This window comes from Clostridiales bacterium (assembly GCA_025757645.1).
In the GTDB taxonomy this organism is placed as follows: Bacteria; Bacillota; Clostridia; order Oscillospirales; family Oscillospiraceae; genus CAG-103.
In genome coordinates, this window is sequence record CP107216.1 from 1,108,618 (window position 1) to 1,134,616 (window position 25,999).

A 25,999-nucleotide genomic window follows, 5' to 3' on the forward strand; every position below is an offset into this window, starting at 1 on the left:
TGATAGTACTATCCCCGCAGGAACAAGGAGACAGACATGGCGAATGAAACTTCCGGGCGCCGGGACAACCGCGTGCCTTTTCGTGCAAGTACCAAAACACCGAATATCATGATGCTCCGCCGCACACGCTTCCTTTTGATTGTGTGCGGCATCCTTGCATTTGCTGTCCTTGGCATCAAGCTGTTCAATGTCATGATCGTACACCATGACGAGTACGAAAAAATGGCGATCGACCAGCAGGTGCGCACGACGGAGATCACGGCCTCGCGCGGCGCGATCTACGATACGAACGGCAAGATCCTGGCCATGAACGCCTCGGCCGATACGATCTTCATCAGCCCGGCCGAGATCGTCAAGAACAAAGAAGATCCGCAGCTGATCGCGCGCGAACTTTCCGAGATCCTCGACGTCGATTATGATAAGATCCTGGCCATGACGAAGAATACCGACCGCTGGTATGAGGTCGTCAAGCGCAAGGTCGAGCCGGAAGTGTCGGAAAAAGTGCGCGCGTTCAAGAAGGAGAACAACCTCACCGGCGTGAAGATCGAGCCGGACACGAAGCGCTATTACCCCTACGGCAATCTGGCCGCGCACGTCATCGGCTTCGTCGGGCAGGACAACAACGGCCTCTACGGCCTGGAGCAGCGCTATGACAGCTATCTGACCGGCAGCGCCGGGCGCATCATCCGCGCGACGGATAACCGCGGCACGGATATGCTCTTTGTCAACTACGAGGACTACTACGATGAGACAAAGGGCGACGACATGAACCTGACCATCGACGCCACGATCCAGTATTACCTCGAAAAGCACCTGCAGCAGGCGGTCGAGGACTACGACGTGCAAAATGGCGCCGCGGCCATCGCCATGGACCCCAACAGCGGCGCCATTCTCGGCATGGTCTCGCTCGGCAACTTTGACCTGAACGACTATCAGAAGGTCAGCGACAAGGATCAGGAGGGCATCGACGCCGAAACGAATCCCGACAAGAAGGCCGAGATGCTCTCCGCCGCGCAGACGAAGCAGTGGCGCAACAAGGCCCTGTCGGACACCTACGAGCCCGGCTCGACGTTCAAGATCATCACGCTGGCCATGGCGCTCGAAGAGGGCGTGGTCAATGAAAATTCGTCGTTTTACTGCGGCGGCAGCACGAACGTACTCGGCCGTACCGATCCGCTCAAGTGCTGGAAAACGACCGGCCACGGCAGTCAGAACCTGACGCAGGCCATCCAGCACTCGTGCAACGTGGCGCTCGTGCAGATCGGCCAGCTCATCGGCGCACGCACCTTCTACAAGTACGCCGAGGCGTTCGGCTTCCTGAATTTGACCAGCAACGTGGACAGCAACCTCACCGCCAAGACCGGCATCGACATGTCCGGCGAGAGCGGCAGCATCTGGTGGAGCCAGAACACGTTCTACGACCCGGAGAACCTCTCCCAGCTCGCGGCGGCCTCCTTCGGCCAGACGTTTACGATCACGCCGCTGCAGCTCATCACGGCAGTCAGCGCCTGCGTCAACGGCGGCTATCTCATGAAGCCGTACGTCGTCAAGAGCATTGTCAACAGCGACGGGGAAGCGGTCGTGTCCAATTCGCCGACCGTGGTGCGCCAGGTCGTGAGCGAGCAGACGAGCGCCACCGTGCGCCAGATCCTCGAGCAGGTCGTCGGCGACCCCGTCGACGGCACCGGCAAAAACGCCTACGTCGCCGGCTACCGCATCGGCGGCAAGACCGGCACGTCGGAAAAGGTCGCGCAGGACGCGGCCGGCGGCGCGAAGGAGTACATCGTCTCGTTCATCGGCTTTGCGCCGGCGGATGACCCGCAGATCGTCATCCTCGTGCTGCTCGACACGCCGAGCAACAGCACCGGCATCTATATCAGCGGCGGCCAGATGGCCGCGCCCGTCGTCGGCAAAATGATGGCGGACATCCTGCCGTACCTCGGCGTGGAGCCGTCGTACTCCGAGACGGAAAAGACGCATATGGATAAGACCGTACCGAACGTGACGGGCCTGTCCGTTGAGCAGGCGAAGGCCGCGCTCGCGGAGGTGGGCCTGCAGGTGCGCATCTACGGCGATGGCAGCACAATCACGGCGCAGCTTCCGGGCAGCGGCGCGGTCGTGGCCAACGGCAGCACCATCCTGCTCTACGCCGGCAAAGAGCCCTCGGCCGACAAGGAGACGATGCCGGATCTGTCCAATCTCAGCTATCAGACAGCCCGCGACCGCATGGCCGCACTGGGGCTGTATATCAAGACCAGCAGTTCGATCACGGATACCGCGGCGCAGGTCATCTCCGGCCAGAGCGTCGCCGCCGGCACCCAGATCGATCACGGTACGGTCGTGGAGGTCACGCTCGTGACCAGCGATTCGGGCATGCTGGGCCGATACTGACGAACAACGGAGGTACGTTTATGAAACTCAAGCGACTGCTGTCCGTTCTGGACGTGTGCGAATGCACCGCCGATCCGGAACTGGACATCCGGGATATCAGCTTTGACTCGCGCACCACGCAGCCCGGCGACCTGTTCGCCGCCGTCTGCGGGTATGAGTCCGACGGGCACCGGTTCATCGGCGCGGCCGCCGAGCGCGGTGTGGCCGTCGTGCTCTGCCAGCGAAAGCCAGAGGTCGAGATACCGTATATCCTCGTGGCCGACAGCCGCCTTGCGCTCTCGCGCATCTGCTGCGAATTTTTCGATAACCCGTCGCGCGAGCTGACCATGATCGGCGTGACCGGCACGAACGGCAAGACCACCGTCACCACGCTCATCAAGCACATGCTTGAGCAGTGCCTGCACACGAAGGTCGGTCTCATCGGCACGAACGCGAACGTCATCGGCGACGAGGTGCTGCACACCGAGCACACCACGCCCGACGCCTATGAGCTGCAAAAGCTCCTGCGCCGGATGGTCGACGCCGGCTGCACGCACGCGGTCATGGAGGTGTCGTCCCACTCGCTGGTGCTGCACCGCGTGGAGGGCATCCGCTTCCGGGTGGGCATCTTCACGAACCTGTCGCAGGATCATCTGGACTTTCACAAGACCATGGAGGCGTATGCCGCGGCCAAGGCGCAGCTGTTTGCGCAGAGTGACGTCGGCATCGTCAACGCGGACGACGATTGGGCGCACGTCATGCTCGAGCACGCCAAATGCCCGATGCATACCTATTCCGCCAAACGCAACGACGCCGACCTTGTGGCCAAGGACATCCGCCTGAGCGCGTCGGGCGTGCGCTTTGTCGCCATGCACGGCGATGCGATCGCGCGTATGCGCCTCGGCATCCCCGGCATGTTCTCGGTCTACAACGCGCTGAGCGTCATTGCCTGCGCCTGCGCGCTCGGCGTTTCGCTCGACGACTGCGCCGCCGCGCTCGACACGGCAAAGCCCGTCAAGGGCCGCGCCGAGGTGCTCGAGACCGACGGGGATTACGCCATCCTCATCGACTACGCCGTCACGCCCGATGCCATCGACAACATCCTCACGACGGTGCGCGAGTTCGCACCCGCGCGGCTCGTGTTCCTCTTTGGCTGCGGCGGCGACCGGGACCGCGGCAAGCGCCCGAAGATGGGCCGCATCGCGGGCCAGAAGGCGGATTTCGTCATCGTCACGAGCGACAATCCGCGCACGGAAGACCCGGAGGCGATCATCGCCGATATCCTTCCCGGTCTCAAGGAGACGCACACGCCCTATGTCGTGCGGCCCGACCGGCGCGAGGCCATCGCCTACGCGATCGAGAATCACTGCCCCGGCGATGTCATCATCCTCTGCGGCAAGGGCCATGAGGATTACCAGATCATCGGCAAGACGAAAGTGCACATGGACGAGCGCGAGATCGTCGCCGAAATACTCGAGAAGAGGAAGAGAGAGAAATGACACTGAAGCTGATACTGGCGTTCGTCATCGCGTTTGCGGTGTCGGCCGTCGTTGGATTTTTCCTGGTCCCGTATCTCAGACGCATCAAGGCGGGCCAGAGCATCAAGGAAAACGGCCCCACGTGGCACATGTCCAAGCAGGGCACGCCCACCATGGGCGGGCTGATGTTCATCGCCGCGATCGCGGTCGTGTGCCTGTCGGTCGGCTTTGAGTGCATGGCCGAGGGCGAATACGGCCACCTGTTTTGTCTGGCGTTCGCGCTCGTGTTCGGCGCGATCGGTTTTCTGGACGACTATGAAAAGCTCCGGAAAAAGCAGAATCTCGGCCTGACGGCCGGAAAGAAGCTGCTGCTGCAGCTGGCGGCGGCCGTGGCGTTCATTTTCCTCATGCGCCGCTTCGGCTATGTCGCGCTCGACAGCCTGTACATCCCGTTCTGGAACAAGACGGTGCCGGTCTCCGAGCCGCTGTATGTCATCTTCGCGGCCTTCGTCATCGTCGGCACGGTCAACTCCGTGAACCTCACCGACGGTGTGGACGGCCTCGCCGCGAGCACGACGATGCCGGTGTGCATCTTCTTCGCCGTCATCTCCATGCTCTGGGGCGAGCGGTTTTTGTCCCTCGGCGTGTTTGCCTCCGGCCTTGCCGGCGGCCTGCTGGGCTTTTTGATCTATAACTTCCACCCGGCGAAGGTGTTCATGGGCGACACGGGTTCGCTCTTTCTCGGCGGCGCGGTCGCGGCGCTGGCCTTTGCCTACGACATGCCGCTCATCCTTGTGACGCTCGGCATCATGTACATCATCGAGGCGCTGTCGGATATCATCCAAGTCGGCTACTTCAAGCTCACGCACGGCAAGCGCGTGTTCAAAATGTCCCCGTTCCACCACCATCTCGAGATGGGCGGCTGGACGGGCCACAAGTGGAAGGAAACGCAGATTGTGGCGCTGTTTGCCGGCGTGACGGTGCTGTTTGCAGTTTTGTCGTTCATCGGCGTGTTCCACCGCTTCGGCGTGTGAGGCGCGCGCCGCGGTGCAGGGAGGTGCTTATATGAATATTTCCGATCTGAGACTTCCCGCGCGCCAGGCGAAAGCGTCCGCCGGGCCGCAGCGCGGCAGCTTCGACCTGCCGTTTTTCGTGCTCACGCTGCTGCTGCTGACGATCGGCGTCATCATGGTGCTCTCGTCGAGCTTCGCCCGCGCGTATGCGCAGGGCAAGTCGCCGACGTATTACTTCGTGCGCCAGGCGGCCTTTGCCGTGGCCGGCGTTGTGGCCATGATCTTGCTGTCCAAGGTGCGCATGGCGACCTACCGCCGTCTGTCGCTGCTGGTGCTGGGCGTGAGCATCTTCCTGCTTGCCGTCGTCTGGATCCCGCACATCGGCACTCGCGTCAACGGTGCGCGCCGGTGGCTGAGTCTCGGCTTCACGACGTTTCAGCCGTCGGAGATCGCAAAGATCGCGGTCGTGCTGTTTTTCTCCAGCATGATCTGCACCTATAAAGAGCAGATGCAGACATTCCGCTACGGTGTCGTGCCGTTCATGGTCGTCACGGTCATCATCGTCGGCCTGCTGATGCTTGAGCCGCATCTGTCGGCGTCCATCATCATCATGGCGCTTGCGATCGTGATGATGTTTGTCGGCGGCATCAAGCTCTCGTACCTGCTTGTCGGCATGGGCAGCGCGGGCGCGCTGCTGCTCATCGCAAGCAAATTCGTGCCCTATGTGCACAAGCGCATCGTGTCCTGGCGCGACCCGTTTGCCGATACGAGCGCGGCCGGCTATCAAATCGTGCAGTCGCTGTATTCCATCGGCTCGGGCGGCTTTCTCGGGCTCGGCCTCGGCCAGAGCCGGCAGAAGTACCTCTATCTGCCCGAGGAGCACAATGACTATATCTTTTCCATCGTCTGCGAGGAGCTCGGCTATGTCGGCGCCATTGCGATCCTGATCCTGTTTGCGCTGCTCATCTGCCGCGGCTACTGGATCGCCGCGCACTCGCCCGACCGCTACAGCTTCCTCGTCGGCATCGGCATCACGACGCTGCTGTCGATCCAGGTGTTTTTGAACATCGCAGTCGTCACGAACCTCATCCCCTGCACGGGCATCTCGCTGCCGTTTTTCAGCTACGGCGGCACGGCGCTGCTCATGCAGCTCGGGGAGATGGGCATCATCCTGAGCATCTCGCGCGACATTCCGACGAAAAAGGCGCGCTAGTTTCTGACTTTGAAGTGTATATCCGGCAGCCCGCGGCGGTCTTCGGCGCGGACTGCCCGATTTCCGTTTTTGATCCTGGGAGGCATTGCTATGAATTTTCTCTTTACCTGCGGCGGCACCGCAGGCCACATCAACCCCGCGCTCGCGGTCGCTGGCATCCTGCGCGACCGGATGCCCGACTGCGGCATCCTCTTCGTCGGCGCCAACGGCAAGATGGAGACCGACCTCGTCCCGCGCGCGGGCTACGACATCGTGACCATTGAGGTCACGAACATCCACCGCAGCCTCAAGCCGTCGGAGATCGCGTACAACTTCCGCTCGCTGCACAACGCGCGGCAGGCGACGAAGGACGCGCGCAAGATCATCGAGGACTTTCAGCCTGACGTCGCCATCGGCACCGGCGGCTATGTCTGCTACCCCGTGCTCAAAGCGGCGGCGCAGCTCGGTATCCCCACCGTCGTGCATGAATCCAACGCCGTGCCCGGCCTGACGACGAAGATGCTTGCCGGCGCGGTCGACCGCATCCTCGTCGGCTTCGAGGAGAGCAAGCAGCACTACAGCGAGCAGGAAAAGGTCGTCGTCACCGGCACGCCGGTGCGCGGCGCGTTCACGGCCTGCTCCAAGGCGGAGGCCAAGCGCCAGCTCGGGCTCGACCCGGACAGGCCGCTGGTCGTGTCGGTCTGGGGCTCGCTCGGCGCGTCGTACATGAACGAGGTCATGACGGCGTTCATCACGCGCGCCGCCGTCACGGACGCGCCGTTTGCGCTCATCCACTCGGCCGGGCGCAACGGCTATGAGAAGATGCACGCGGCCCTGCTCGAAAAGTGCCCGGCCGATCTCGCTGCGCACGGCATGGACGTGCGGCCGTATATTTATGACATGCCGCTCGTCATGGACGCGGCCGATCTCGTGCTCTGCCGCGCGGGCGCGTCCACGCTCGCGGAGCTCTCGTGCATCGGCAAGCCCGCGATCCTCATCCCGTCGCCGAACGTCACGAACAACCATCAGGAGCGCAACGCGCGCGTGCTCGAGCACGCCGGCGGGGCGAAGGTGCTGCTCGAGGGCGCGTTCACGGCAGACGATCTGTATAACCTCGTCAGCGACCTGCTCGCCGACCCCGCGCAGCTTGCGCAGATGGCGCAGAACATGAAATCCGCCGGCGTTTCCGACGCCGCCGAGCGCATTGCCGATCTGGTGCTGAAACTGGCCGACCGGCACGCAAAATGACAATCTCGCGTTTCTCTGCATAGGATGGCATGAATTTGCTGTGCGGAGGAAAGATTATGAGCATATGGCACATTTACGGCGGAAACAGACTGACCGGGAGCACCCAGGTGCAGGGCGCCAAGAATGCGGTGCTGCCGATCATGGCGGCATCCGTGCTCGCCGGCAGTGAGACGGTTCTGCACAACGTGCCCGACCTGAAGGACGTGACGATCACGCTGCGCATCCTGCGCCATCTCGGCTGCACGGCGGAGCGCGACGGGGACACGGTGCACATTGATTCCCGCGGCATGAACCGCGACTTCATCCCGCACGATCTCATGCGGGAGCTGCGCTCCTCGGTCATTTTTCTCGGCGCGATCCTCACGCGCTTCGGAACGGCGAGCCTGTCCATGCCGGGCGGGTGCGAGCTCGGCCCGCGGCCGGTGAACCTGCACCTCGACGCGCTGCGCGCGCTCGGCGCGGAGGTCACGGAGCGCGGCGGAGACATCGTCTGCTGCGCGCACGATCTGAAGGGGCGGCGCATCCTGCTGCCGTTTCCGAGCGTCGGCGCGACGGAAAACGCCATGCTGGCCGCCTGCGCGGCGGCGGGGGAGACGGTCATCTGCAACGCCGCGCGCGAGCCGGAGATCCTCGACCTGCAGTGCTACCTGCGCAAGCTGGGCGCGCGCATTTCCGGCGCCGGCACGTCAACGGTCACGGTCAGCGGCTTCCGGCCGCAGCCGTTTGTGGAGCACACGATCATGCCGGACCGCATCGTCGCGGCGACGATTTTGTGTGCCGGAGCCGCCTGCGGCGGCGATGTGGAACTGCAGGGCGTCGATCCGGACCATTTTTTGACCGTTCTGGACTCGCTTTCCGAGGCAGGGTGTGCTATAATAAAAACGGCGTCCACCGTGCGCCTGACATCGACCGGGCGGCTCACCGCGCCGCGGCCGGTCGTCACGCAACCGTATCCGGGCTTTCCCACGGATGCGCAGCCGCCGCTCATGGCTGCCTGCCTGAAGGCGAAGGGCACCACGGTGTTCACCGAAAACATCTTCACCAACCGTTATCGTCATGCCGAGGAGTTCCGGCGTCTGGGCGCAGCCGTCAGCATCGAGGGGCGCGTGGCCTATGTCACCGGCGTCGACCGGCTCACCGGCGCGCCGCTCACATCGAGCGACCTGCGCGGCGGCGCGGCCATGATCGTGGCCGGCCTCTCCGCCGAGGGCGAGACCGAGATCCTCGACAACGGCTATATCAACCGCGGCTACGACCGCTTCGATGCGTGCCTGTCGGCGCTTGGGGCCGATGTGCGCTGCGTGGCGCCGCGGTGAAAGGAATCACCTGTCTATGAAACAATCGAAGCAGCCCGGGCCGCGCCGCGCGCGCCGGCCCCGCCGCCCGTCCGGCGGCCGGGGCAGGTCGCTGCTGCAGCCGCTGATCTTTCTGCTGATCTGCGCGGCGCTCGTCCTGGGCATGAGCGTATTTTTCCGTGTTGCAAAGATCGAGGTCGTGGGCAACTCCATCTACACGGCCGAGGAGGTCGTCGAGGCCTCCGGCATCGGCACGGGCGACAATCTGTTTTTCATCAACCGTTTCTCGGCCGCCAGCCGCATCTTCAGCAAGCTCCCGTATGTGGACAAAGCGAAGGTCACGCGCGCGCTGCCCAACCGCGTCACCATCACGATCCAGGAGAGCAGCGCCATGGCCTATGTTCAGGCGGATGGCGGTTACTGGGTTTTGGATCAGAACTGCAAGCTGCTCAAATCCGTCACGGAGAGCGAGCTGACCGGCCTTGCCCGGGTCGACGGCATTACGCCGGTCGAGCCGAAGGTCGGCGAGGTGCTCAACGCCGGTGAGGCCGATGCACCGAAAGTCACGTATCTGGCGGCGATCCTCGGCCAGCTGCTCACGCGCGACATGGCGTCCAAGGTCACGGTCATCGACCTGTCGGATGCGTCCAACCCCGGCTTCACCTATGACGGACGATTCACGGTGCGCCTCGGCGCGAATGAAAATGTCGAGTACAAATTCGGTATGCTGCAAAGCGCGGTCTCCCAGCTCACGGCCAGCGATGCCGGCACCATCGACCTGTCGATCGACAAACGCGCACATTTCAGCCCCGGCTGATTGTTCACAAAAAAAGATTGACCTGATAAGGAAAACGATATAAAATGGGAAAGAATAAGAACAAACAGAAGCGCAACCCGCCAAAAAACGGCTTCCAGAGCGCGCATGCGCCGGCCGCCGATACAAATAGAAACAACAGGGAGGAACCGAATATGTCCTTTGCTACCGAGTCCGGTCCGGAAAATGTCGTCACCATCAAGGTCGTTGGCGTCGGCGGGGCCGGCAACAACGTCGTAAACCGCATGGTTAAGTCCGGCACTCAGGGAATTGAGTACGTGGCTGTCAATACAGATAAGCAGGCTCTGGCCGTTTCGAGCGCGGATCAGAAGATCCAGATCGGCGAGAAGCTGACCCATGGTCAGGGCGCCGGCAGCGATCCTGACGTCGGCAAGCGCAGCGCCGAGGAGAGCCGCAACAACATCGCCAAGAGCCTGGAGAATGCGGACATGGTCTTCATCACCGCCGGCATGGGCGGCGGCACCGGCACGGGCGCAGCGCCCACGATCGCGGACATCGCCCGCGAGGCCGGCATCCTGACCGTCGGCGTCGTCACCAAGCCCTTCAAGTTCGAGGGCAAGCGCCGCATGGATCAGGCCATGGTCGGCATCAACGAGCTGCTGGGCAAGGTCGACTCCCTGCTCATCATCCCGAACGACCGGCTGAAGTTCGCCACCGACCAGAAGGTCACGCTGGCCAACGCCTTCGAGATCGCGGACGATGTCCTGCGTCAGGCCGTCGTGAGCATCTCGGACCTCATTAAGAACACCGGCTTCATCAACCTCGACTTTGCGGACGTCACCTGCGTCATGAAGGACGCCGGCTTCGCCCACATGGGCGTCGGCCGCGCCGCCGGCAAGGGCAAGGCGGAGGACGCCGCCCGCATGGCCGTGGCCAGCCCCCTCATGGAGACGTCCATCAACGGTGCGCGCGGCGTGCTCATCAACATCACCGGCTCTGAGGATATGGGCCTGGAGGATGTCGAGACGGCCGCAAACCTCGTTCAGGAGGCTGCGCACCCGGACGCCAACATCATCTTCGGTGCGAGCTTCGATCCCTCGCTCGACGACGAGATCCGCGTGTCCGTCATTGCCACCGGCTTCGACGAGCCGGGCAAGGCGCAGGCCGAGCAGGCTGCCGCCGCTCCGGCGCAGGCCCCCGCTGCCGGCCTCTACACGGCCGCGGCGACCGCTGCCAAGGCTGCTGCTCCGGCTGCGGCCCCGGCCGCTCCGGCGACGCCGGCTCCGGCTGCTGCCCCGGCTGCGGACGCTGCCGCGCCCGCGGAGGAAGATCCGTTCGACAGCATCTTCAAGATCTTCAATTCCAAGTAATTCGACATTTTTTGACCAAAACCGCCTTCGCTCCTGTGAAGGCGGTTTTTGCATTCCAACGGAGGAGGCAGCTGCTTGAAAAACTGGCGCATTACCCGCGTTCTGATGTCCATGGCGGACACGTTTCTCGCCCGGCGCGTGACGCGCTCGGCGGCCGAGCTCGCCTACTGCATGGTCATGGCGCTGTTCCCGGCCATCATCTGCATATACGATCTGCTCGCGCTCATCCTGCGCGATCCGGCCGCCGTGCTGCGCATCGTTGAGACGCTCGTGCTCCCGCGCGAGACGCAGGCGCTCGTATCGGACTTTCTGACTTACGTGTCCGGCAACACGAGCGAGGTCATGTTCTTTGCCGCGCTGCTGGTCATGATCACGAGCGCGTCGGCCGCTTTCCGCGCCATGGCCGCCATCGTCGGCGAGATCCACGGCGGCAAACGCTTCGGCATCGTGCGCAGCACGATCGTGAGCGTGGCCTTTTCCGTGGCATTTCTGCTGGTGCTGTACCTGTGCATCCTGCTCATGCTGACCGGCAAGCACTTTCTGCTCTGGCTCGATGCGCTGCTGCCGCATGTGAGCATCGTCTGGTCATGGACGTGGCTGCGGTTTTTGATCCTGTTTGCCATTCTGTTGATGATGATCCTGATCCTCTACCGGCTCACCACGCCGCGCCGGCCGCAGCACCGGGTGCTGCCGGGGGCGGTGTTTTCCGCCGTGGCGATCGTGTGCATGAGCATCCTGCTGTCGTGGCTGATCGGCAACAGCACAAAGTATTCCCTCGTGTACGGATCGCTCGCTTCGGCCGTGATCCTGCTGTTCTGGTTTCAGGCGTTCGGACTGCTGCTGATCCTTGGCGTGCTGCTCAACCATGCGCTTGAGGTGACTGCGGAACAAGAACCGTAGATGTGCCTGCTTCCTTAGAAAAGTTTGGAATCTTCCTTTACAAACCGACAATTTTCACGTATGATAATTGGTTAAGAAGAGTTTGTGAGCCGAAGACGGCTTTTGCGCCGAAAAATTGATCGAATTCAGATTTTTTTGCAATAAAATTCGTTTTCAGGCATTATTCTCATGTGGGGTAATTCTATGCAAAATGATGATATGCACAGCGCCGGTTCGTGCATGGCCAGCGGCCAGCCGCCGGATGATGCGCTCATACTGCGCATCGCGCAGGGGGATACTGCGGCACTGGAAGTGCTGTATCGCCAGACGTCCTCCTCCATTTACGGCTTCGCGCTGTCCATCCTTCGGGATCCTGTGGCGGCGGAGGACGTGATGCAGGACACGTTTGTGAGCGTGATGCAGTCGGCACCGGGCTATCAGCCGTCGGGCAAACCGATGGCGTGGCTGCTGACGATCGCGCGCAATCTGGCGTTGATGCGCCTGCGCAGGGCAGAAAGTAAGAACCTGTCCTTTGATGAGCTGTTTCATGTGGAGGATACGCATGACGCTTATCAGACGACGGAAAACCATATGGTGCTTGAAAAAGTGCTGCATACGCTCACGGACGGCGAGCGGCAGATCGTGATGCTGCACGCGCTGTCCGGACTCAAGCACAGAGAAATTGCCGACCTGCTGGGTATCCCGCAGGCAACCGCTATTTCACGCTATAACCGCGCGCTGGCAAAGCTGCGCAATTCGATGGGAGGTGACGATCTTGACCGATAAGGAATTGCTGGAACGGCTGCGGGCTGAGGTCGCCGCCGTAACGCCGGATTGCTGGAGCGGCATCCTTGCGCGCGTCCAGTCTCCGGCGCAGCAGCCGGAGGAAGCGCCGGTCGTCCCGATGCCGGAGCGCAAGCGCCGCAGTGCCTGGCGGGGCTGGGTCGCCGCAGCGGCAGTGTTTTTCCTGGTCATCCTCGGTGGCGGGCTGTATGCTACGCAGGTGCCCGGCGGCGTCGCCACGCTTGATGCCAACCCCAGCATCGAGCTGACGGTCAATAAGCTCGGCCGCGTCCTGTCTGCCCGTGCGTGCAATCCGGATGCCCAGTTTGTGCTCGACGGTCTGGAGCTGCGCAACCAGTCCCTGCAGACGGCGGCGGACGCGATCGTCGCCAATATGCAGGCGAACGGCTATGTCTCGGCGGATGCGAATTCGATCCTTGTGACGGTCGAGGCCGGCAAGGGCGATGCGCGCTTGTGCGGCCGGCTGGCGGACGCTGTGGAAAGCGCCCAGACGGACTGCGGCATGGAGTCGGCGGTCCTTGCGCAGGTGCTCGAGGACGATCCTGCGCTGGAGGCGTATGCCTCTGCCGTGGGCGTCAGCGCCGGCAAGGCAATGCTGATCCGGCAGATCAGCGCCCAGGTGCAGGATCTGACCGGCAGCGAGCTGGTCGGCCTGCCGATCAATGATCTGAACATTCTGGCGGCGTCCAACCAGGTGGAGCTTTCCGGCATCGAATCCATCGGCGCTGCCAGCACCGGCGTATATGTTCCGTATGACAAGGCGCTGCAGGCGGCGCTTACGTGCTGCGGCCTGACTACGGATGACGTGACCAGGGCAAGTATGCGCTTTACGCTCATTGACGGCGAGATGGTCATGGAGTTCGTGCTCTCGGACGGCGAGCGGCACTATGTGTGCAGCGTCGATGCCGAAACGACTGAGGTCTGCCGCCTGACGGGCGATGAGCCGAAGCGGCCGGAAGAGGCGGAGATCGTTCCGGTCTCGCCGGTGGTGCGGCCGAATTCGCCCGTGACGCCGGCACCGACTCCGACGCCCACCCCGATGCCGGCGCCGGCACCGGCACCGACACCGACACCGACGCCTGCCCCGACGCCTGCTCCGACGCCTGCCCCGACGCCGACGCCGCCCGTCGGCCCGGTCACGCAGGAGCAGGCGCTGAAGATCGCCATTGCGGCGGCCGGTATCTCGGAGAGCGACCTGGCCGCGTGGGATGTTCAGCTCGACGAGAGTGGTGTGCAGCCGGTCTACCGCGTGACGCTTACGACGGTGTACTACTTCCACCCCCGCTACGTCGTGGCTGTCGATCAGCAGACCGGAACGGTGCTCTCGGTGGAACGGTCCGCATAATTCAAGCAACGAAAAGGACGCCCGGTCGGGCGTCCTTTTTTGCTGCGCGCAGATATGGCGCATCCCTCTGCCGGTGGGGCAGAGGGATGCACGACTTCAGTTCATGAATTTTTCGATCGCCTGATTCAGCTCGTCGATGGCCTGCTGGTCGCCGGTCTCCACAGCGTCGGCCAGACAGTGGTCGATGTGATCCTTCAGGATAATCTTTGCTGTGTTGTTGAGCGCCGAGCGCACGGCTGCGAGCTGGATGAGCACCTCGGCACAGTCGCGTCCGTCCTCTACCATGCGCTTGACCGACTCCAGATGGCCGATCGCGCGGGCCAGCCGGTTGATGACCGCCTTGGTCTGCGTGTGGGTGTGCGGGTGCGCGTGGGTGTGCCCCTCGCCGCCGTGGCAGTGGGTGATGACGTTGCCGTTCTCGTCCACGTGCGTGTGCACCATCGTGTTGGGATCCTGTTCCGCCATGGTGTATCATCTCCTGTCATTTCGCCGCAATTTTACCGTGTTTTGCGCCGCTTGTCAATGTGCACCTCAGTAACCGTCGGCCTGCAGCGCGGCGCGCAGCTTCTCGATGGCCTTTTTCTCGATGCGTGAGACGTATGACCGGCTGATGCCGCAGCGCTGCGCGGTCTCGCGCTGCGTCAGCGCCTCACCGCCGCCGATGGCATAGCGCAGGCGGATGATCTCCGCTTCACGCGCATCGAGCACTTCGCCGATGCAGCGCCGCAGCGCCCGGCTGACCTCGTCCGCCTGGAGGTGTTCGTCCATGTCGTCGTCCTCGGACAGGATGTCGATCAGCGACAGGTTGTTGCCGTCGCCGTCCGTGTCGAGCACGTCCGAGAGCAGCATTTCCGACGCATTCTTGCGCGTGCTGCGAAAATACATCAGAATCTCGTTTTCGGCGCACTTGCTGGCGTACGTCGCCAGACGCACGCCCTTGTCGGGCCGGTAGGTGTTGATGCCCTTGATGAGCCCGATCGTGCCGATCGAGATCAGGTCGTCCGTGTCGTCATAGTGCGTGTAGTATTTTTTGATGATGTGCGCCACCAGCCGCAGGTTGCGCTCAATGAGCACGTTGCGCGCCTCCAGATCGCCCTGCAGCCAGGCGTCGAGATATTTGCGCTCCTCGGCCTCGCTCAGCGGACGCGGGAACGAGCCGCCGGGCGTCAGGCGCAGCATCAGAAATGCACTGCTCATCATCAGCATCAGGGTACTGTACAGCATTTTCAGCCCTCCGTTTCTGCCTGTGGCCATTCTATTCGGCGGCTGCAAGTACACTTGCCTGCCACACAATTTTCCGGATGTGCGCAAATGTTACACAACAAAGCGTTGATTACTGAATAAAAAATGACGGTGCGACGAAGAAAATCATACGTTATACTTGACAAAATGCCCAAAAAGCGTTAATCTTTGAACAGAAGGCCATTCCGGATTGAAAAATGGCCGGTGTGCTCAAAATTGAAAGGAGAACATATCATGGATTACAAAACTCTGAGTGTGAAGACGTTTATCGAGGACATGAACGGCAAAGAGATCATGATGAAGACGGTTCCGTCCCTGACCAAGTATCCCCTGAAGCTCTTCTACAAGAAGACCGTCGGCGACATCGTCAATCTCGTTCGCAGCAAGAAGCTCGTTCCGGAAGATGCCATCCAGGCTTTCATCAAGGACGTCGAGGCGCTCTAAGTTATCTCATATGCAACAGATCCCCTGCCGGCCGGCAGGGGATCGTTTTTTGCCTGCATGGTTTACATAACTCTTATTTTTGCGCTGAAACGCAAAAAACCGGATTGACAATCCGTTCAACTTGTGGTACAAAGTAAGAAAAGTAATACGATTCTTACAGGAGGCGGATCGCATGGAATCCATGCAGGACAAATTCATGACCACGGTGCGCATCGGCCCAAAGGGGCAGATCGTGATCCCGAAGGAGGTGCGCGCGATGTTTGGGCTCGCGCCGGGGGACTCGCTCATCCTGCTGGCGGACCGCGAGCGCGGCATCGCGCTGCAGAGCAGCAGCTACTACGATTCGTTCGTGCGCGCGGTGTTCGATCAGGGCGCGCAGGCGGCCGCGCCGGATGTGCCCGAGGCCGAGACGAAGGTGTTCGCCTCCGCGCTGGAGCGGGAGTTGAAGAAGGGGAACGGCAAGTGAACATTCTGGAAGTGGAGGGCCTGTGCAAGACCTATCCGGCGTTTGCGCTGCGCGATGTGTCGTTCGCAGTCGAGCCGGGGACGATCATGGGCTTCATCGGCCGCAACGGCGCCGGCAAGAGCACGACCATCAAGTCCATGCTCAATCTCGTGCACCCGGACAGCGGCCGCGTGACCATGTTTGGCCAGGATTTTTACGCCAACGAGCCGGCCTGCAAGCAGCAGCTCGGCGTGGTGCTCGGCGGTGTGGATTTTTACCCGAATAAGAAGCTGCGCAGCATCACGAACGTGACGCGGACGTTTTACGACCGCTGGGACGAGGACAAATACCGGCACTATCTGCAGCTGTTCGCGCTCGACGAGACGAAGAAGGTCTCGCAGCTCTCGTCCGGCATGCGCGTGAAGTATATGCTCGCGCTTGCGCTCTCGCACGATGCGCGCCTGCTCATCCTTGACGAGCCGACGAGCGGACTCGACCCCGTGTCGCGCGACGAGCTCATGGAGCTGTTTCGCGGCGTGGTCAAAAGCGGCGAGCGCAGCATCCTGTTTTCGACGCATATCACGTCCGATCTCGAAAAGTGCGCCTCGCACATCACGATGATCAAGGACGGGCAGATCCTGTGCAGCGACACGCGCGACGGGTTTCTCGCGCGCTATCGCGCGCAGTTCGGCGACGGGCAGATGTCGCTCGAGGACATTCTTGTGCGCGTGGAAAGGAGAAGCTATGACGGCGAAGATTTTCTCTAAGGACCTGCGCCTTGCAGCGCACCCGATGATGTACGTGTTCGCGCTCTTCGGCGTCATGCTCATCATCCCGAACTATCCGTACACGGTCGTATTTTTCTACGGCCTGCTCGGCATTTTCTTTACGTTTCTCAACGGCCGCGAGAACAAGGACGTCTATTACTGCGCCGTGCTGCCGGTCACGAAGCGTGACCAGGTGCGCGCCCGCGCCTGGCTCGTCGTGGCGGTGGAGCTGGCGGAGCTCGTGATCGCGGTCCCGTTTGCGTTCCTCTCCGCGCGCATCAATCCCAACGGCACGAACCTCGCCGGCATCGACGCAAACGTCGCGCTCTTCGGCTGCGTGCTGCTGATCTACGGCGTGTTCAACGTTGTGTTCCTGCCCGTGTTTTATAAGACAGCCATCCGCGCCGGGCGAGCGTTTCTGCTCGCGGTCATCCCGATGACGGTGCTCATGGTGCTCGTCGAGGCGCTGTCCCATTTTCCGGCCGTCGGGCCGTATCTCGATGCGACCGACGCGGCCGGTCAGGTGCGGCAGCTGCCGGTACTGGCCGTGGGGCTGGCGGCGTTTGCGCTGCTGTCGTGGCTGGCATACCGGAAGGCGGCCAAAAATTACGAGCGGGTCGATCTGTGACGGGGGACTTGCCGGAACGCGAAAAATATGCTATCCTGAAAAGCAGCTCGTGTGAGCTGCTTTTCATTTTTTCGTCCGGGAGGGATCTGCATGAAGAACAAACGTCTCTGGCTGTCGGTGACGCTGACGGTCCTGGTCGTCGTATGCGCTATGCTCATCCTCTCGCGCATCAACGAGACGCGCAGCAACGCCGCGCCCGCCGCGCCGACGGATCTTATTCTCCCGCCGGACATCCAGACGACGGCGCAGCCCGATACGAAGAAGTATGACGACCTGCCGGATGTGGATATTTCCTCCTGGGAGTATCTCATTGCGAGTCAGGCGCATAATATCAGCGACTATGTTCCGGATGTGAGCAAGATCAGCGGCTCGCAGTCCACGTTCGATTCCCGCGCCGTCGACGCGCTCAATGCGCTGCTCAAAGCGGCCAGGGACGCCGGCTGGAGTCCGTATATCTACTGCGCCTACCGTCCGTACCTGACGCAGGAGCAGCAGTATGAGGATCAGGTCAGCGAGAATATGCGCAAGGGCGACACGCGCGACGAGGCTGAGACGGCCGCAGCGCGCGTGGCCGCGCCCCCCGGCACGAGCGACCACCAGACCGGCCTCGGCGCGGACATCGTTGACCAGTACTATTCCTCGCTGAGCGTGGACACGGTCAACGCGCGCTTTCTGACCTGGCTCGCCGACAACTGCGCGGACTACGGTTTCGTCATCCGCTACCCGTCGGACAAGGTCAGCATCACCGGGCGCAACGAGCCGTGGCACGTGCGCTATGTCGGCGACGCGGCGGCGCGGTTCATGACCGAGCACAACCTCTGCCTGGAGGAATTCGTGGCGTTGTACCAGTAAGTGTCCGGCGGCGCAAAAAAAGGCTTGCATTGTCCGGCGCGGGATGGTATGATATTGCCGTACGAAGGAAGCAGGATTTGACAGAGTGGGCACTCGCCCACTCTTTTTCTTGATGTCTTTCGAAGTGTCAGAAAATGGAATGGTGATCTATGAGTAAATTGACAGATGCCGTCCTGGCGCTGGCCGGGCCTGTGGCCGCGCAGCAGGGATGCGAGATCTGGGACGTGGAGTACGTCAAGGAAGCGGGCAGCCGCTACCTGCGCGTGTATATCGACAAGCCGGACGGCGTGTCGATCCAGGACTGCGAGGATTTCAGCCGTGCGCTCGATCCGATCCTCGACGAGGCCGACCCCATTCCCGACAGCTATATTTTCGAGGTGTCGTCCGCGGGAGCGGAGCGGCAGCTCAAGCGCCCGGGCGATTTCGAGCGCTTCCTCGGCGCACAGGTCGAGGTGCGGCTCTACCAGCCGGTCGACGGCAGCAAGGTGCACATTGGCACGCTCGAGCAGTATGACAACGGCGACGTGACCGTCTCCGACGGCAAGACCCGCCGTGTCTTTCAAAAATCCGCCATCGCACAGGTGCGCCTGCACCTGACCATATAAGGAAAGGGAATTCGACCATGAACGCAGAATTTTTTGACGCAGTTGCAGATATCGAAAAAGAAAAAGGTATTCCGCGCGAATATATGTATGAGAAGATCCGTCAGGCCATGCTGACGGCGTTCCGCAAGGACACGCCCGACTGCGAGGACAACGTGGAGGTCATTCTCGACGAGGCGAAAAAGAAGATCGAGATGGTCGTCAAGAAGACGGTCGTCGCGCGCGTCATCGACCCGTATGTCGAGATCAGCGAGGAGGCGGCGCACCGCATCAGCAAGCGCGCCAAGATCGGCGACGTGGTCAGCGTCCCGGTCGAGACCAAGCAGTTCGGCCGCATCGCGGCGCAGGCTGCCAAGCAGGTCATCATTCAGGGCATCCGCGAGGCGGAGCGCGGCATGATCTACGAGGAGTTCAACTCCAAGGAGCACGAGATCCTCACCGGCGTCGTCAATAAGATCGACCCGCGCACCGGCTGCGCGTTTTTGAAGATCAGCTCCAACTCGGACTATACTGAGGCCATGCTCGCCCCGGCGGAGTGCATCCGCGGCGAGGTGCTGCATGAGGGCGACCGCATCAAGGTCTACGTGGTCGAGGTGCGCAACAGCACGCGCGGCCCGCAGGTGCTCATCAGCCGGACGCATCCGGGCCTGGTCAAGCGCCTGTTCGAGCTCGAAGTGCCGGAGATCTTTGACGGCACGGTCGAGATCAAGTCCATCGCCCGTGAGGCCGGCAGCCGCACGAAGATGGCCGTCTGGGCGGAAGATCCGGTCATCGACCCGATCGGCGCGTGCGTCGGCCCGAAGGGCGGCCGTGTCGCAAGCGTCGTCAACGAACTCGGCGGCGAGAAGATCGACATCGTCAAGTACAGCGAGGTGCCGGAGGAATTCATCGCGGCCGCACTGGCGCCGTCCGAGGTGCTGGAAGTGACCCTGCTCGACGAGGGCAAGAGCTGCCGCGTCATCGTGCCGGATAACCAGCTCTCGCTCGCCATCGGCAAGGAAGGGCAGAACGCCCGCCTGGCCGCGAAGCTCACCGGCTATAAGATCGACATCAAGCCGGAGAGCGAGGCATAAACCGAAAGGAGGCAGTCACCCATGCCCAAGTCCATTCCCCAGCGGCAGTGTGTCGGCTGCCGTGAAAAGAAGCCCAAACCGGAGCTGATCCGGGTGGTGCGCGCGCCCGACGGGGCCATCTCGCTCGATGCGCGCGGCAAGGCGGCGGGCCGCGGCGCGTATCTGTGCCCGAAGGCCGTGTGCCTGAAAAAGGCGCAGAAGAACCGCGCGCTCGAGCGCGCGTTCGACGTGCCCATTCCGGCGGAGATCTATGAGCAGCTCGCAGCGGAACTGGAGGTGCTCGGCGACGGATAAAGCAGCCAACTATCTCGGCCTCATGCGCAAGGCCGGGCGCATCGCGCTCGGGGAGCATGACGCCGGAGCGGCGGCGCGTGCCGGCAAGGCGTGCCTGCTGCTGCTGGCGCAGGACGCATCGGACAATGCGCGCAAGCGCGCCGAGGGCTTTGCCCATGCGGCGCAGGCGCCGCTGCTGCGCCTGCCGTACACGAAGCAGGCGCTGTCCGACCGGCTCGGCAAGACCGGCTGCGCCATCGCGGCAGTCACCGATCCGGGCCTGGCGAAGGCCTTTGTGTCTGCACTGGCGCAGGCAGATCCGGAGCAATACAGCAACACGGCGGCAGAGCTTGCCGCACAGACGAGAACAGACACGGGCACGGCGCCGACAGGCGGCGGGCGCAACGGCAAGAGGAGGAAACGAGTATGAGCGGATTGATTAAATACAGAGTGCATGAGGTGGCGAAGGATTTCGGCATGACCTCGAAGGAGATCACGCAGATCCTGACGGATTATGCCACCACTCCGAAAAATCATATGCAGGTGCTGGAGGACGACGAGCTCAACGACATCTTTGAGTATCTCACGCAGCACCATCAGGCGGCCAGCCTGGAGGAGCTCTACAAAGTGCCGGACCAGCCGAAGGCCAAGCCGCAGGCAGCCCCGGCCGCGCAGGGCGCTGCGCCCAAGGGCGAAGCCGCACCCGCAAAGCAGCCGCAGCAGGCTACCCAGCCGCAGCAGCAGCACAAGCCGAAGAAGGACGACAAGCCGCACCAGCCGCGTCAGGTGGCCGAGCGCCGCGTCGTCGATACCCGCGGCGCGACGACGAACCTGTCCAAGTACGACCAGCGTCTGGACGATCTCGTGCCCGAGCGCGCGCAGAATAAGCGCGGCGGCAAGCAGAAGATCCAGAACCGCAACCGTCAGCGTCCGCAGAATCCTGCCGCCGGCGCCAAGCGCCGCCAGGAGGAGCGCGACAAGATGCAGAAGCTGCAGCTGGAGATCGCAAAAAAGCAGCAGCTCAAGGTCCAGATCCCGGACACGATCTCCGTCGGCGAGCTCGCGTCCCGCATGAAGAAGACCGGCGCAGAAGTCGTGCGCCGTCTCGTGAAGATGGGCGTCATGGCGTCGCTGTCCGATACCATTGATTACGATACCGCCGCGCTCGTGGCCATGGAGCTCGGCTGTAAGGTCGAGCACGAGGTTATCGTGACGGTCGAAGAGCGCCTGATCGACGACCGCGAGGACAGCGAGGACGAACTCGTCCCGCGCGCCCCGGTCGTGGTGGTCATGGGCCACGTCGACCACGGCAAGACCAGCCTGCTCGACCGCATCCGCCGCACGAACGTCGCGGCCGGTGAGGCCGGCGGCATCACGCAGCACATCGGCGCTTACCGCGTCATGGTCAACGGCAAGCCTGTCACCTTCCTCGACACGCCGGGCCACGAGGCGTTTACGTCCATGCGTGCCCGCGGCGCTATGGTCACGGATATCGCCATCCTCGTCGTCGCGGCCGATGATGGCATCATGCCGCAGACGATCGAGTCGATCAACCACGCGAAGGCCGCCGGCATCCCGCTGGTCGTGGCCATCAACAAGATGGATGTCCACGGCGCGAACCCCGACCGCATCAAGCAGCAGCTCACGGAGTACGGTCTCGTGCCCGAAGAGTGGGGCGGCGAGACGATCGTCTGCCCGATCTCGGCCAAGACCGGCGAGGGCGTGGACAAACTGCTCGAAAACCTGGTCCTGCTCGCCGAAATTCTGGAGCTCAAGGCCAACCCCAACCGTGCCGCCCGCGGCACGGTCATCGAGGCCCGCATGGACAAAGGTCGCGGCCCGATCATGACCGTGCTCGTGCAAAACGGCACGCTCCATCAGGGTGACATCATCATCGCCGGCACAGCCGTCGGCCGTGTGCGCACGATGACCAACGATAAGGGTCAGCGCGTGACGAAGGCCGGCCCGTCCATCCCGGTCGAGATCGCCGGCATGTCCGAGGTGCCGAGCGCGGGCGACAAGTTCAACGCCGTCGCCGACGAGCGCATGGCGCGTGAGCTCGTCGAGGAGCGAAAGCAGCAGAAGAAGGACGCCGCCAACGCCGGCAGCAAGAAGGTCTCGCTCGACGACCTGTTCTCCCGCATCCAGCAGGGCGAGATGAAGGACTTCAACATCATCGTCAAGGCCGACGTGCAGGGCAGCGCCGAGGCTGTCAAGTCCTCGCTCGAGAAGCTCTCGAACGATGAAGTGCGTGTGCAGGTCATCCACTCCGGCGTCGGCGCCATCAACGAGTCCGACGTCATGCTCGCCGCCACGTCGAATGCGATCATCGTCGGCTTCAACGTCCGCCCGGACGCGGCCGCGCGCGACAACGCCGCCCGCAGCAATGTGGAGATCCGTATGTACCGCGTCATCTACGACTGCATCAACGAGATCGAGGCGGCCATGAAGGGCATGCTCGCCCCGAAGTTCCAGGAGCAGATCATCGGCCACGTCGAGATCCGCCAGACTTTCAAGGTCTCCAAGGTCGGCACCGTCTGCGGCGGCTACGTCACCGACGGCAAGATCGTGCGCAACAGCAAGGTCCGCGTCGTGCGCGACAACATCGTCGTGTTCGAGGGCGACCTCGCGTCCCTGCGCCGCTTCAAGGACGACGTCAAGGAAGTCGCCGCCGGTTATGAGTGCGGCCTGCAGGTCGATAAGTACAACGACGTCAAGGTCGGCGACGTGATCGAAGTGTATGTCATGGAGGAGATCAAGCAGTAAAAGGAGTTTCCTATGGCTTCCAACAAACTGGCAAGAACGAATGATGATATCCAGCGCGTGCTGGCAAACCTGCTCACCCAGGTCAAAGACCCCCGGGTGCAGCAGGGGATGATCAGCGTCACCCGCGTCGAGACGACGGGCGACCTGCGCTATTCAAAAGTCTGGCTTTCCGTGCTCGGCATGGAAAACGAGAAGGAATTCAAAAAGGGGCTGCGTTCGGCTTCCGGCTGGCTGCGCCATGAGCTGGGCACCGTGCTGGACCTGCGCTACACCCCGGAACTGGTGTTTGAGATCGACCACTCGATCGAGGAGGGCGCGCACATCAGCGCCATGATCGAGCATCTGCACGACAAGGACACCGGAAATGAGGCTTGAAGTATGAATGATCGGGAGTTTGCCGCGGCGCTGCGCGACCGCGACGCAATTCTGATCCTGTCGCACCTGCGCCCGGACGGAGACACGCTCGGGAGCGGTGCGGCGCTTTGCAGCGCACTGCGCCGCATGGGCAAGACGGCGTATCTATTCCCCAATCCGGAGACGACAGCGCGCTATCTGCCGTATGTGGCGCAGTTTTTTGCGCCTGCGGATTTTGTGCCTGCGTGCGTGGTCGCGGTCGACATTGCGACGCCGAACCTGTTCCCGCAGGGCTTTTCCGGCGCGGTCGATCTGTGCATCGACCACCACCCGTCGAACGCGCTGTATGCCGGCGATACGCTCCTGCACGCGGAAAAGTCCGCCTGCGGCGAGGCGGTGCTCGATGTGATCGAGCTGCTGACCGGCAGCGTCACCGAGCAGGAGGCAAACCTCCTGTACATCGCCGTTACGACGGACACCGGCTGCTTCCAGTACGCGAACACGAACGCCGCCACTCTGCGCGCGGCGGCGCGGCTGCTGGAGCTCGGCGCCGATAACCGGAAGATCAGCATGGACTTTTTCCGCAAGATCTCCCGCGCGCGCATGGCGCTCGTGGGGCAGATCTACTCCGGCATGCGCTTTTTCCGCGGCGGTCAGGTCGCCATTGCGGTCGTCACGCGCGCGCTGATCGACAGCGTACACGCGACGGAGGATGACTGCGACGATATCGCCGGTCTGCCCGGCCGGGCAGAGGGCGTGGTCGTGAGCGTCACGATCCGCGAGCTGCTCGACGGCCGCAGCAAGATCTCCGTGCGCTCGAACCCCGAGGTGGATGCGTGTGCGATCTGCGCGGTCTACGGCGGCGGCGGCCACAAGATGGCCTCCGGCTGCACACTCGACTGCGGCACGGAAACGGCCGTGGAGAAAATCCTTGCAGCCATCGACCAGGTGTGGCCCGCATGAACGGGATCCTGCTGGTCGATAAGCCCGCGGACTGGACGAGCCACGACGTTGTGGCCAAGCTCCGCGGCGTGCTCGGCGAGCGGCGCATGGGCCATTCCGGCACGCTCGACCCGATGGCGACCGGCCTTCTGGTCGTGTTTGCCGGCCGCGCGACGCGCGCGGTGTCGTTCTCCGAAAATCACAGCAAGTGCTATGAGGCGCGCCTGCGCCTCGGCCTCACGACCGACACGCAGGACACGACCGGCACGGTGCTCAGCCGCTGTGACCGGCGCGTCACCCGCGCGGAGCTGGAGGCGGCGCTGCCGCAGTTTCGCGGGGATATTCTGCAGACGCCGCCGATGTATTCGGCGCTCAAGGTCGACGGGCAGAAGCTCTATGAGATCGCCCGCCGCGGCGGCGAGGTCGCGCGCAAGGCGCGTCCGGTCACGATCGAAGAACTGACCGTGCTCGGCGAGGCGGACGGGGACTATGTCCTGCGCGTCCGCTGCTCGAAGGGCACTTACATCCGCACGCTCTGCCACGATATCGGCGCGGCGCTCGGCTGCGGCGGCGTGATGAGCGCCCTGCGCCGGACGGAAGTCGGCGGGTATCGCGTGGAGGATGCGCACACCATGGACGAGCTGTGCGTGCTGCCGCGCGAGGCGGCGCAGCGCCTGCTCCTGCCGGTTGACAGCCTCTGGCCGGACGCACCGCGGATCACCGTCGATGCGCGCTCGGAGCGGCTTGCCCGCTGCGGCAATCCGTTTGCACTCGGCGTGCCGGACGGAACTTATCGCATCTATGCTGCGTCGGGGGAGTTTCTCCTGCTGGCGCAGGTCACGGACGGCATGGCCGTCACGATCAAAAGTTTTTTCGAGGTTTCTTGACGTATGGAAAACCAGAAACGGGTCATTGCCCTGGGCTTTTTTGACGGCATTCATATCGGCCACGCCGCGCTCATGCGCCGCACGGTCGCGCGCGCCGGGGAGATGGGCGCCATCCCCACGGTCATGAGTTTTGACGTGCACCCGGACACGCTCGTGCGCGGCACGGAAGTCCCGCTCATCAACAGCGCCCATGGCCGCGAGGAGCTCATCCGCCGCCTGTTCGGCATTGAGAGCGTGGTCTTTATCCACTTTGACCGCACGGTCATGCAGATGCCGTGGCAGACGTTCATCCAGACGCTCGTCGATGAGATGGACGCGGCGGCGTTCGTCGTCGGGCACGATTTCAGCTTCGGCTGGCGGGGCGAGGGCACGGCGGAAAAGCTCGCCGCTTACTGCGCCGAGCGCGGGCTCGGCTGCGACGTCATTCCCGCCGTCACGCTCGACGGCCGCGTCGTCAGCTCCACTTACATCCGCGAGCTGCTCGAAAACGGCGAGGTCGAGCGCGCCAACGCCTTCCTTGGCCATCCGCACACGCTGTCGGACACGGTGCACTACGGCTACCGCCTCGGCACAAAGATGGGCACGCCCACGATCAATATGCAGTTCCCGGACGGGGTGCTCGTGCCGCGCCACGGCGTGTATGCCGCGAAGGTGTATCTCGACGACGGCAGCGAGCATTATGCCGTCACGAATGTCGGCGTGCGGCCGACGGTCAGCGGCGGCCAGCGCGTGAGCGTCGAGAGCTTTATCCTCGACTACCACGGCAATCTCTACAACCGTCAGGTGCGGCTGGAGTTTTACAAGTTCCTGCGCCCAGAGCGGAAGTTCGACTCCGTCGATGCGCTCAAGGCCCGCATCCTCTACGATGCGAACACGACCCGCGCCTATTTCGAAGCGCAGACCCAGCACGCATAAGAACATACAAAACCCGCGGCCCCGGTACTCAGTACCGGGG

At 62.9% G+C, this 25,999-nt stretch carries 27 protein-coding genes; 25 read left to right on the forward strand and 2 right to left on the reverse strand.

Translation table 11 applies throughout. The annotated features are described in order from the left end of the window. Positions 1 to 108 precede the first annotated feature (108 nt). The 11 genes from OGM61_05195 to OGM61_05245 all read left to right on the forward strand — a co-directional run bounded on the left by OGM61_05195 (position 109) and on the right by OGM61_05245 (position 13,769). On the forward strand, positions 109 to 2,391 hold the full coding sequence (locus OGM61_05195; protein UYI85474.1) for a penicillin-binding transpeptidase domain-containing protein: 2,283 nt from the start codon (positions 109 to 111) through the stop codon (positions 2,389 to 2,391). Between the two features lie 20 nt (positions 2,392 to 2,411). Beyond that, positions 2,412 to 3,869 (forward strand): UDP-N-acetylmuramoyl-L-alanyl-D-glutamate--2,6-diaminopimelate ligase, encoded by a 1,458-nt coding sequence (locus OGM61_05200; protein ID UYI85475.1) that lies wholly within the window; start codon positions 2,412 to 2,414, stop codon positions 3,867 to 3,869. After that, the gene (gene mraY, locus OGM61_05205; protein UYI85476.1) at positions 3,866 to 4,882 is read left to right on the forward strand and encodes a phospho-N-acetylmuramoyl-pentapeptide-transferase; all 1,017 of its coding nucleotides are present in this window, start codon (positions 3,866 to 3,868) and stop codon (positions 4,880 to 4,882) included. The genes OGM61_05200 and mraY overlap by 4 nt, the downstream gene beginning before the upstream one ends. A 31-nt stretch (positions 4,883 to 4,913) precedes the next feature. Continuing rightward, positions 4,914 to 6,074 carry a putative lipid II flippase FtsW gene (gene ftsW, locus OGM61_05210; protein UYI85477.1) on the forward strand — a complete coding sequence of 387 codons (1,161 nt, stop codon included), beginning with the start codon at positions 4,914 to 4,916 and terminating at the stop codon, positions 6,072 to 6,074. A 90-nt stretch (positions 6,075 to 6,164) separates the two neighbouring features. Continuing rightward, positions 6,165 to 7,301 (forward strand): undecaprenyldiphospho-muramoylpentapeptide beta-N-acetylglucosaminyltransferase, encoded by a 1,137-nt coding sequence (gene murG, locus OGM61_05215; protein UYI85478.1) that lies wholly within the window; start codon positions 6,165 to 6,167, stop codon positions 7,299 to 7,301. A gap of 56 nt (positions 7,302 to 7,357) precedes the next feature. Further along, a complete protein-coding gene (gene murA / locus OGM61_05220) occupies positions 7,358 to 8,617 on the forward strand; it encodes a UDP-N-acetylglucosamine 1-carboxyvinyltransferase (GenBank protein UYI85479.1) in 1,260 nt (419 codons plus the stop codon). A 16-nt stretch (positions 8,618 to 8,633) separates the two neighbouring features. Beyond that, positions 8,634 to 9,413: an FtsQ-type POTRA domain-containing protein gene (locus OGM61_05225; protein UYI85480.1), complete on the forward strand. Its 780-nt coding sequence runs from the start codon at positions 8,634 to 8,636 to the stop codon at positions 9,411 to 9,413. 152 nt (positions 9,414 to 9,565) lie between these two features. Then, a complete protein-coding gene (gene ftsZ / locus OGM61_05230; protein ID UYI85481.1) occupies positions 9,566 to 10,741 on the forward strand; it encodes a cell division protein FtsZ in 1,176 nt (391 codons plus the stop codon). Positions 10,742 to 10,816: 75 nt separating this feature from the next. Next, positions 10,817 to 11,641, forward strand: coding sequence for a YihY/virulence factor BrkB family protein (locus tag OGM61_05235; protein ID UYI85482.1), 825 nt, complete (start codon positions 10,817 to 10,819; stop codon positions 11,639 to 11,641). 183 nt (positions 11,642 to 11,824) lie between these two features. Next, on the forward strand, positions 11,825 to 12,406 hold the full coding sequence (locus tag OGM61_05240; protein ID UYI85483.1) for a sigma-70 family RNA polymerase sigma factor: 582 nt from the start codon (positions 11,825 to 11,827) through the stop codon (positions 12,404 to 12,406). Then, positions 12,396 to 13,769 carry a PepSY domain-containing protein gene (locus tag OGM61_05245; protein UYI85484.1) on the forward strand — a complete coding sequence of 458 codons (1,374 nt, stop codon included), beginning with the start codon at positions 12,396 to 12,398 and terminating at the stop codon, positions 13,767 to 13,769. The genes OGM61_05240 and OGM61_05245 overlap by 11 nt, the downstream gene beginning before the upstream one ends. A gap of 96 nt (positions 13,770 to 13,865) precedes the next feature. On the opposite strand, the gene OGM61_05250 is transcribed toward OGM61_05245, so the two are convergent. Then, positions 13,866 to 14,234 (reverse strand): metal-sensing transcriptional repressor, encoded by a 369-nt coding sequence (locus tag OGM61_05250; GenBank protein ID UYI85485.1) that lies wholly within the window; start codon positions 14,232 to 14,234, stop codon positions 13,866 to 13,868. A 66-nt stretch (positions 14,235 to 14,300) separates the two neighbouring features. Then, the gene (sigK, locus tag OGM61_05255) at positions 14,301 to 14,993 is read right to left on the reverse strand and encodes an RNA polymerase sporulation sigma factor SigK (GenBank protein UYI85486.1); all 693 of its coding nucleotides are present in this window, start codon (positions 14,991 to 14,993) and stop codon (positions 14,301 to 14,303) included. 252 nt (positions 14,994 to 15,245) lie between these two features. Here sigK and OGM61_05260 point away from each other — a divergent pair, with 252 nt between their 5' ends. The 14 genes from OGM61_05260 to ribF all read left to right on the forward strand — a co-directional run bounded on the left by OGM61_05260 (position 15,246) and on the right by ribF (position 25,959). Continuing rightward, entirely contained in the window at positions 15,246 to 15,455 is a 210-nt protein-coding gene (locus tag OGM61_05260) for a hypothetical protein (GenBank protein ID UYI85487.1), read from the forward strand. 172 nt (positions 15,456 to 15,627) lie between these two features. Next, the gene (locus tag OGM61_05265; GenBank protein ID UYI85488.1) at positions 15,628 to 15,921 is read left to right on the forward strand and encodes an AbrB/MazE/SpoVT family DNA-binding domain-containing protein; all 294 of its coding nucleotides are present in this window, start codon (positions 15,628 to 15,630) and stop codon (positions 15,919 to 15,921) included. Next, positions 15,918 to 16,667, forward strand: a complete 750-nt coding sequence (locus OGM61_05270; GenBank protein UYI85489.1) for an ABC transporter ATP-binding protein — start codon at positions 15,918 to 15,920, stop codon at positions 16,665 to 16,667. The genes OGM61_05265 and OGM61_05270 overlap by 4 nt, the downstream gene beginning before the upstream one ends. Further along, positions 16,645 to 17,295, forward strand: a complete 651-nt coding sequence (locus tag OGM61_05275) for an ABC-2 transporter permease (protein UYI85490.1) — start codon at positions 16,645 to 16,647, stop codon at positions 17,293 to 17,295. Before OGM61_05270 ends, OGM61_05275 begins: the two co-directional genes overlap by 23 nt. Positions 17,296 to 17,385: 90 nt before the next feature. Next, positions 17,386 to 18,147, forward strand: coding sequence for a M15 family metallopeptidase (locus OGM61_05280; protein UYI85491.1), 762 nt, complete (start codon positions 17,386 to 17,388; stop codon positions 18,145 to 18,147). A gap of 149 nt (positions 18,148 to 18,296) precedes the next feature. After that, positions 18,297 to 18,752, forward strand: coding sequence for a ribosome maturation factor RimP (locus tag OGM61_05285; protein UYI85492.1), 456 nt, complete (start codon positions 18,297 to 18,299; stop codon positions 18,750 to 18,752). 17 nt (positions 18,753 to 18,769) lie between these two features. Then, a complete protein-coding gene (nusA, locus tag OGM61_05290) occupies positions 18,770 to 19,822 on the forward strand; it encodes a transcription termination factor NusA (GenBank protein UYI85493.1) in 1,053 nt (350 codons plus the stop codon). Positions 19,823 to 19,843: 21 nt separating this feature from the next. Next, on the forward strand, positions 19,844 to 20,116 hold the full coding sequence (locus OGM61_05295; GenBank protein ID UYI85494.1) for a YlxR family protein: 273 nt from the start codon (positions 19,844 to 19,846) through the stop codon (positions 20,114 to 20,116). Then, positions 20,073 to 20,525 carry a ribosomal L7Ae/L30e/S12e/Gadd45 family protein gene (locus OGM61_05300; protein UYI85495.1) on the forward strand — a complete coding sequence of 151 codons (453 nt, stop codon included), beginning with the start codon at positions 20,073 to 20,075 and terminating at the stop codon, positions 20,523 to 20,525. The genes OGM61_05295 and OGM61_05300 overlap by 44 nt, the downstream gene beginning before the upstream one ends. Continuing rightward, on the forward strand, positions 20,522 to 22,861 hold the full coding sequence (gene infB / locus OGM61_05305) for a translation initiation factor IF-2 (protein ID UYI85496.1): 2,340 nt from the start codon (positions 20,522 to 20,524) through the stop codon (positions 22,859 to 22,861). Before OGM61_05300 ends, infB begins: the two co-directional genes overlap by 4 nt. Before the next feature lie 12 nt (positions 22,862 to 22,873). Further along, the gene (rbfA, locus tag OGM61_05310) at positions 22,874 to 23,236 is read left to right on the forward strand and encodes a 30S ribosome-binding factor RbfA (GenBank protein UYI85497.1); all 363 of its coding nucleotides are present in this window, start codon (positions 22,874 to 22,876) and stop codon (positions 23,234 to 23,236) included. Between the two features lie 3 nt (positions 23,237 to 23,239). Continuing rightward, on the forward strand, positions 23,240 to 24,178 hold the full coding sequence (locus OGM61_05315) for a DHH family phosphoesterase (GenBank protein ID UYI85498.1): 939 nt from the start codon (positions 23,240 to 23,242) through the stop codon (positions 24,176 to 24,178). After that, positions 24,175 to 25,044, forward strand: coding sequence for a tRNA pseudouridine(55) synthase TruB (gene truB, locus OGM61_05320; protein ID UYI85499.1), 870 nt, complete (start codon positions 24,175 to 24,177; stop codon positions 25,042 to 25,044). The genes OGM61_05315 and truB overlap by 4 nt, the downstream gene beginning before the upstream one ends. A 3-nt stretch (positions 25,045 to 25,047) precedes the next feature. Beyond that, positions 25,048 to 25,959 carry a riboflavin biosynthesis protein RibF gene (gene ribF / locus OGM61_05325; protein ID UYI85500.1) on the forward strand — a complete coding sequence of 304 codons (912 nt, stop codon included), beginning with the start codon at positions 25,048 to 25,050 and terminating at the stop codon, positions 25,957 to 25,959. The last annotated feature ends 40 nt before the right edge of the window (positions 25,960 to 25,999 follow it).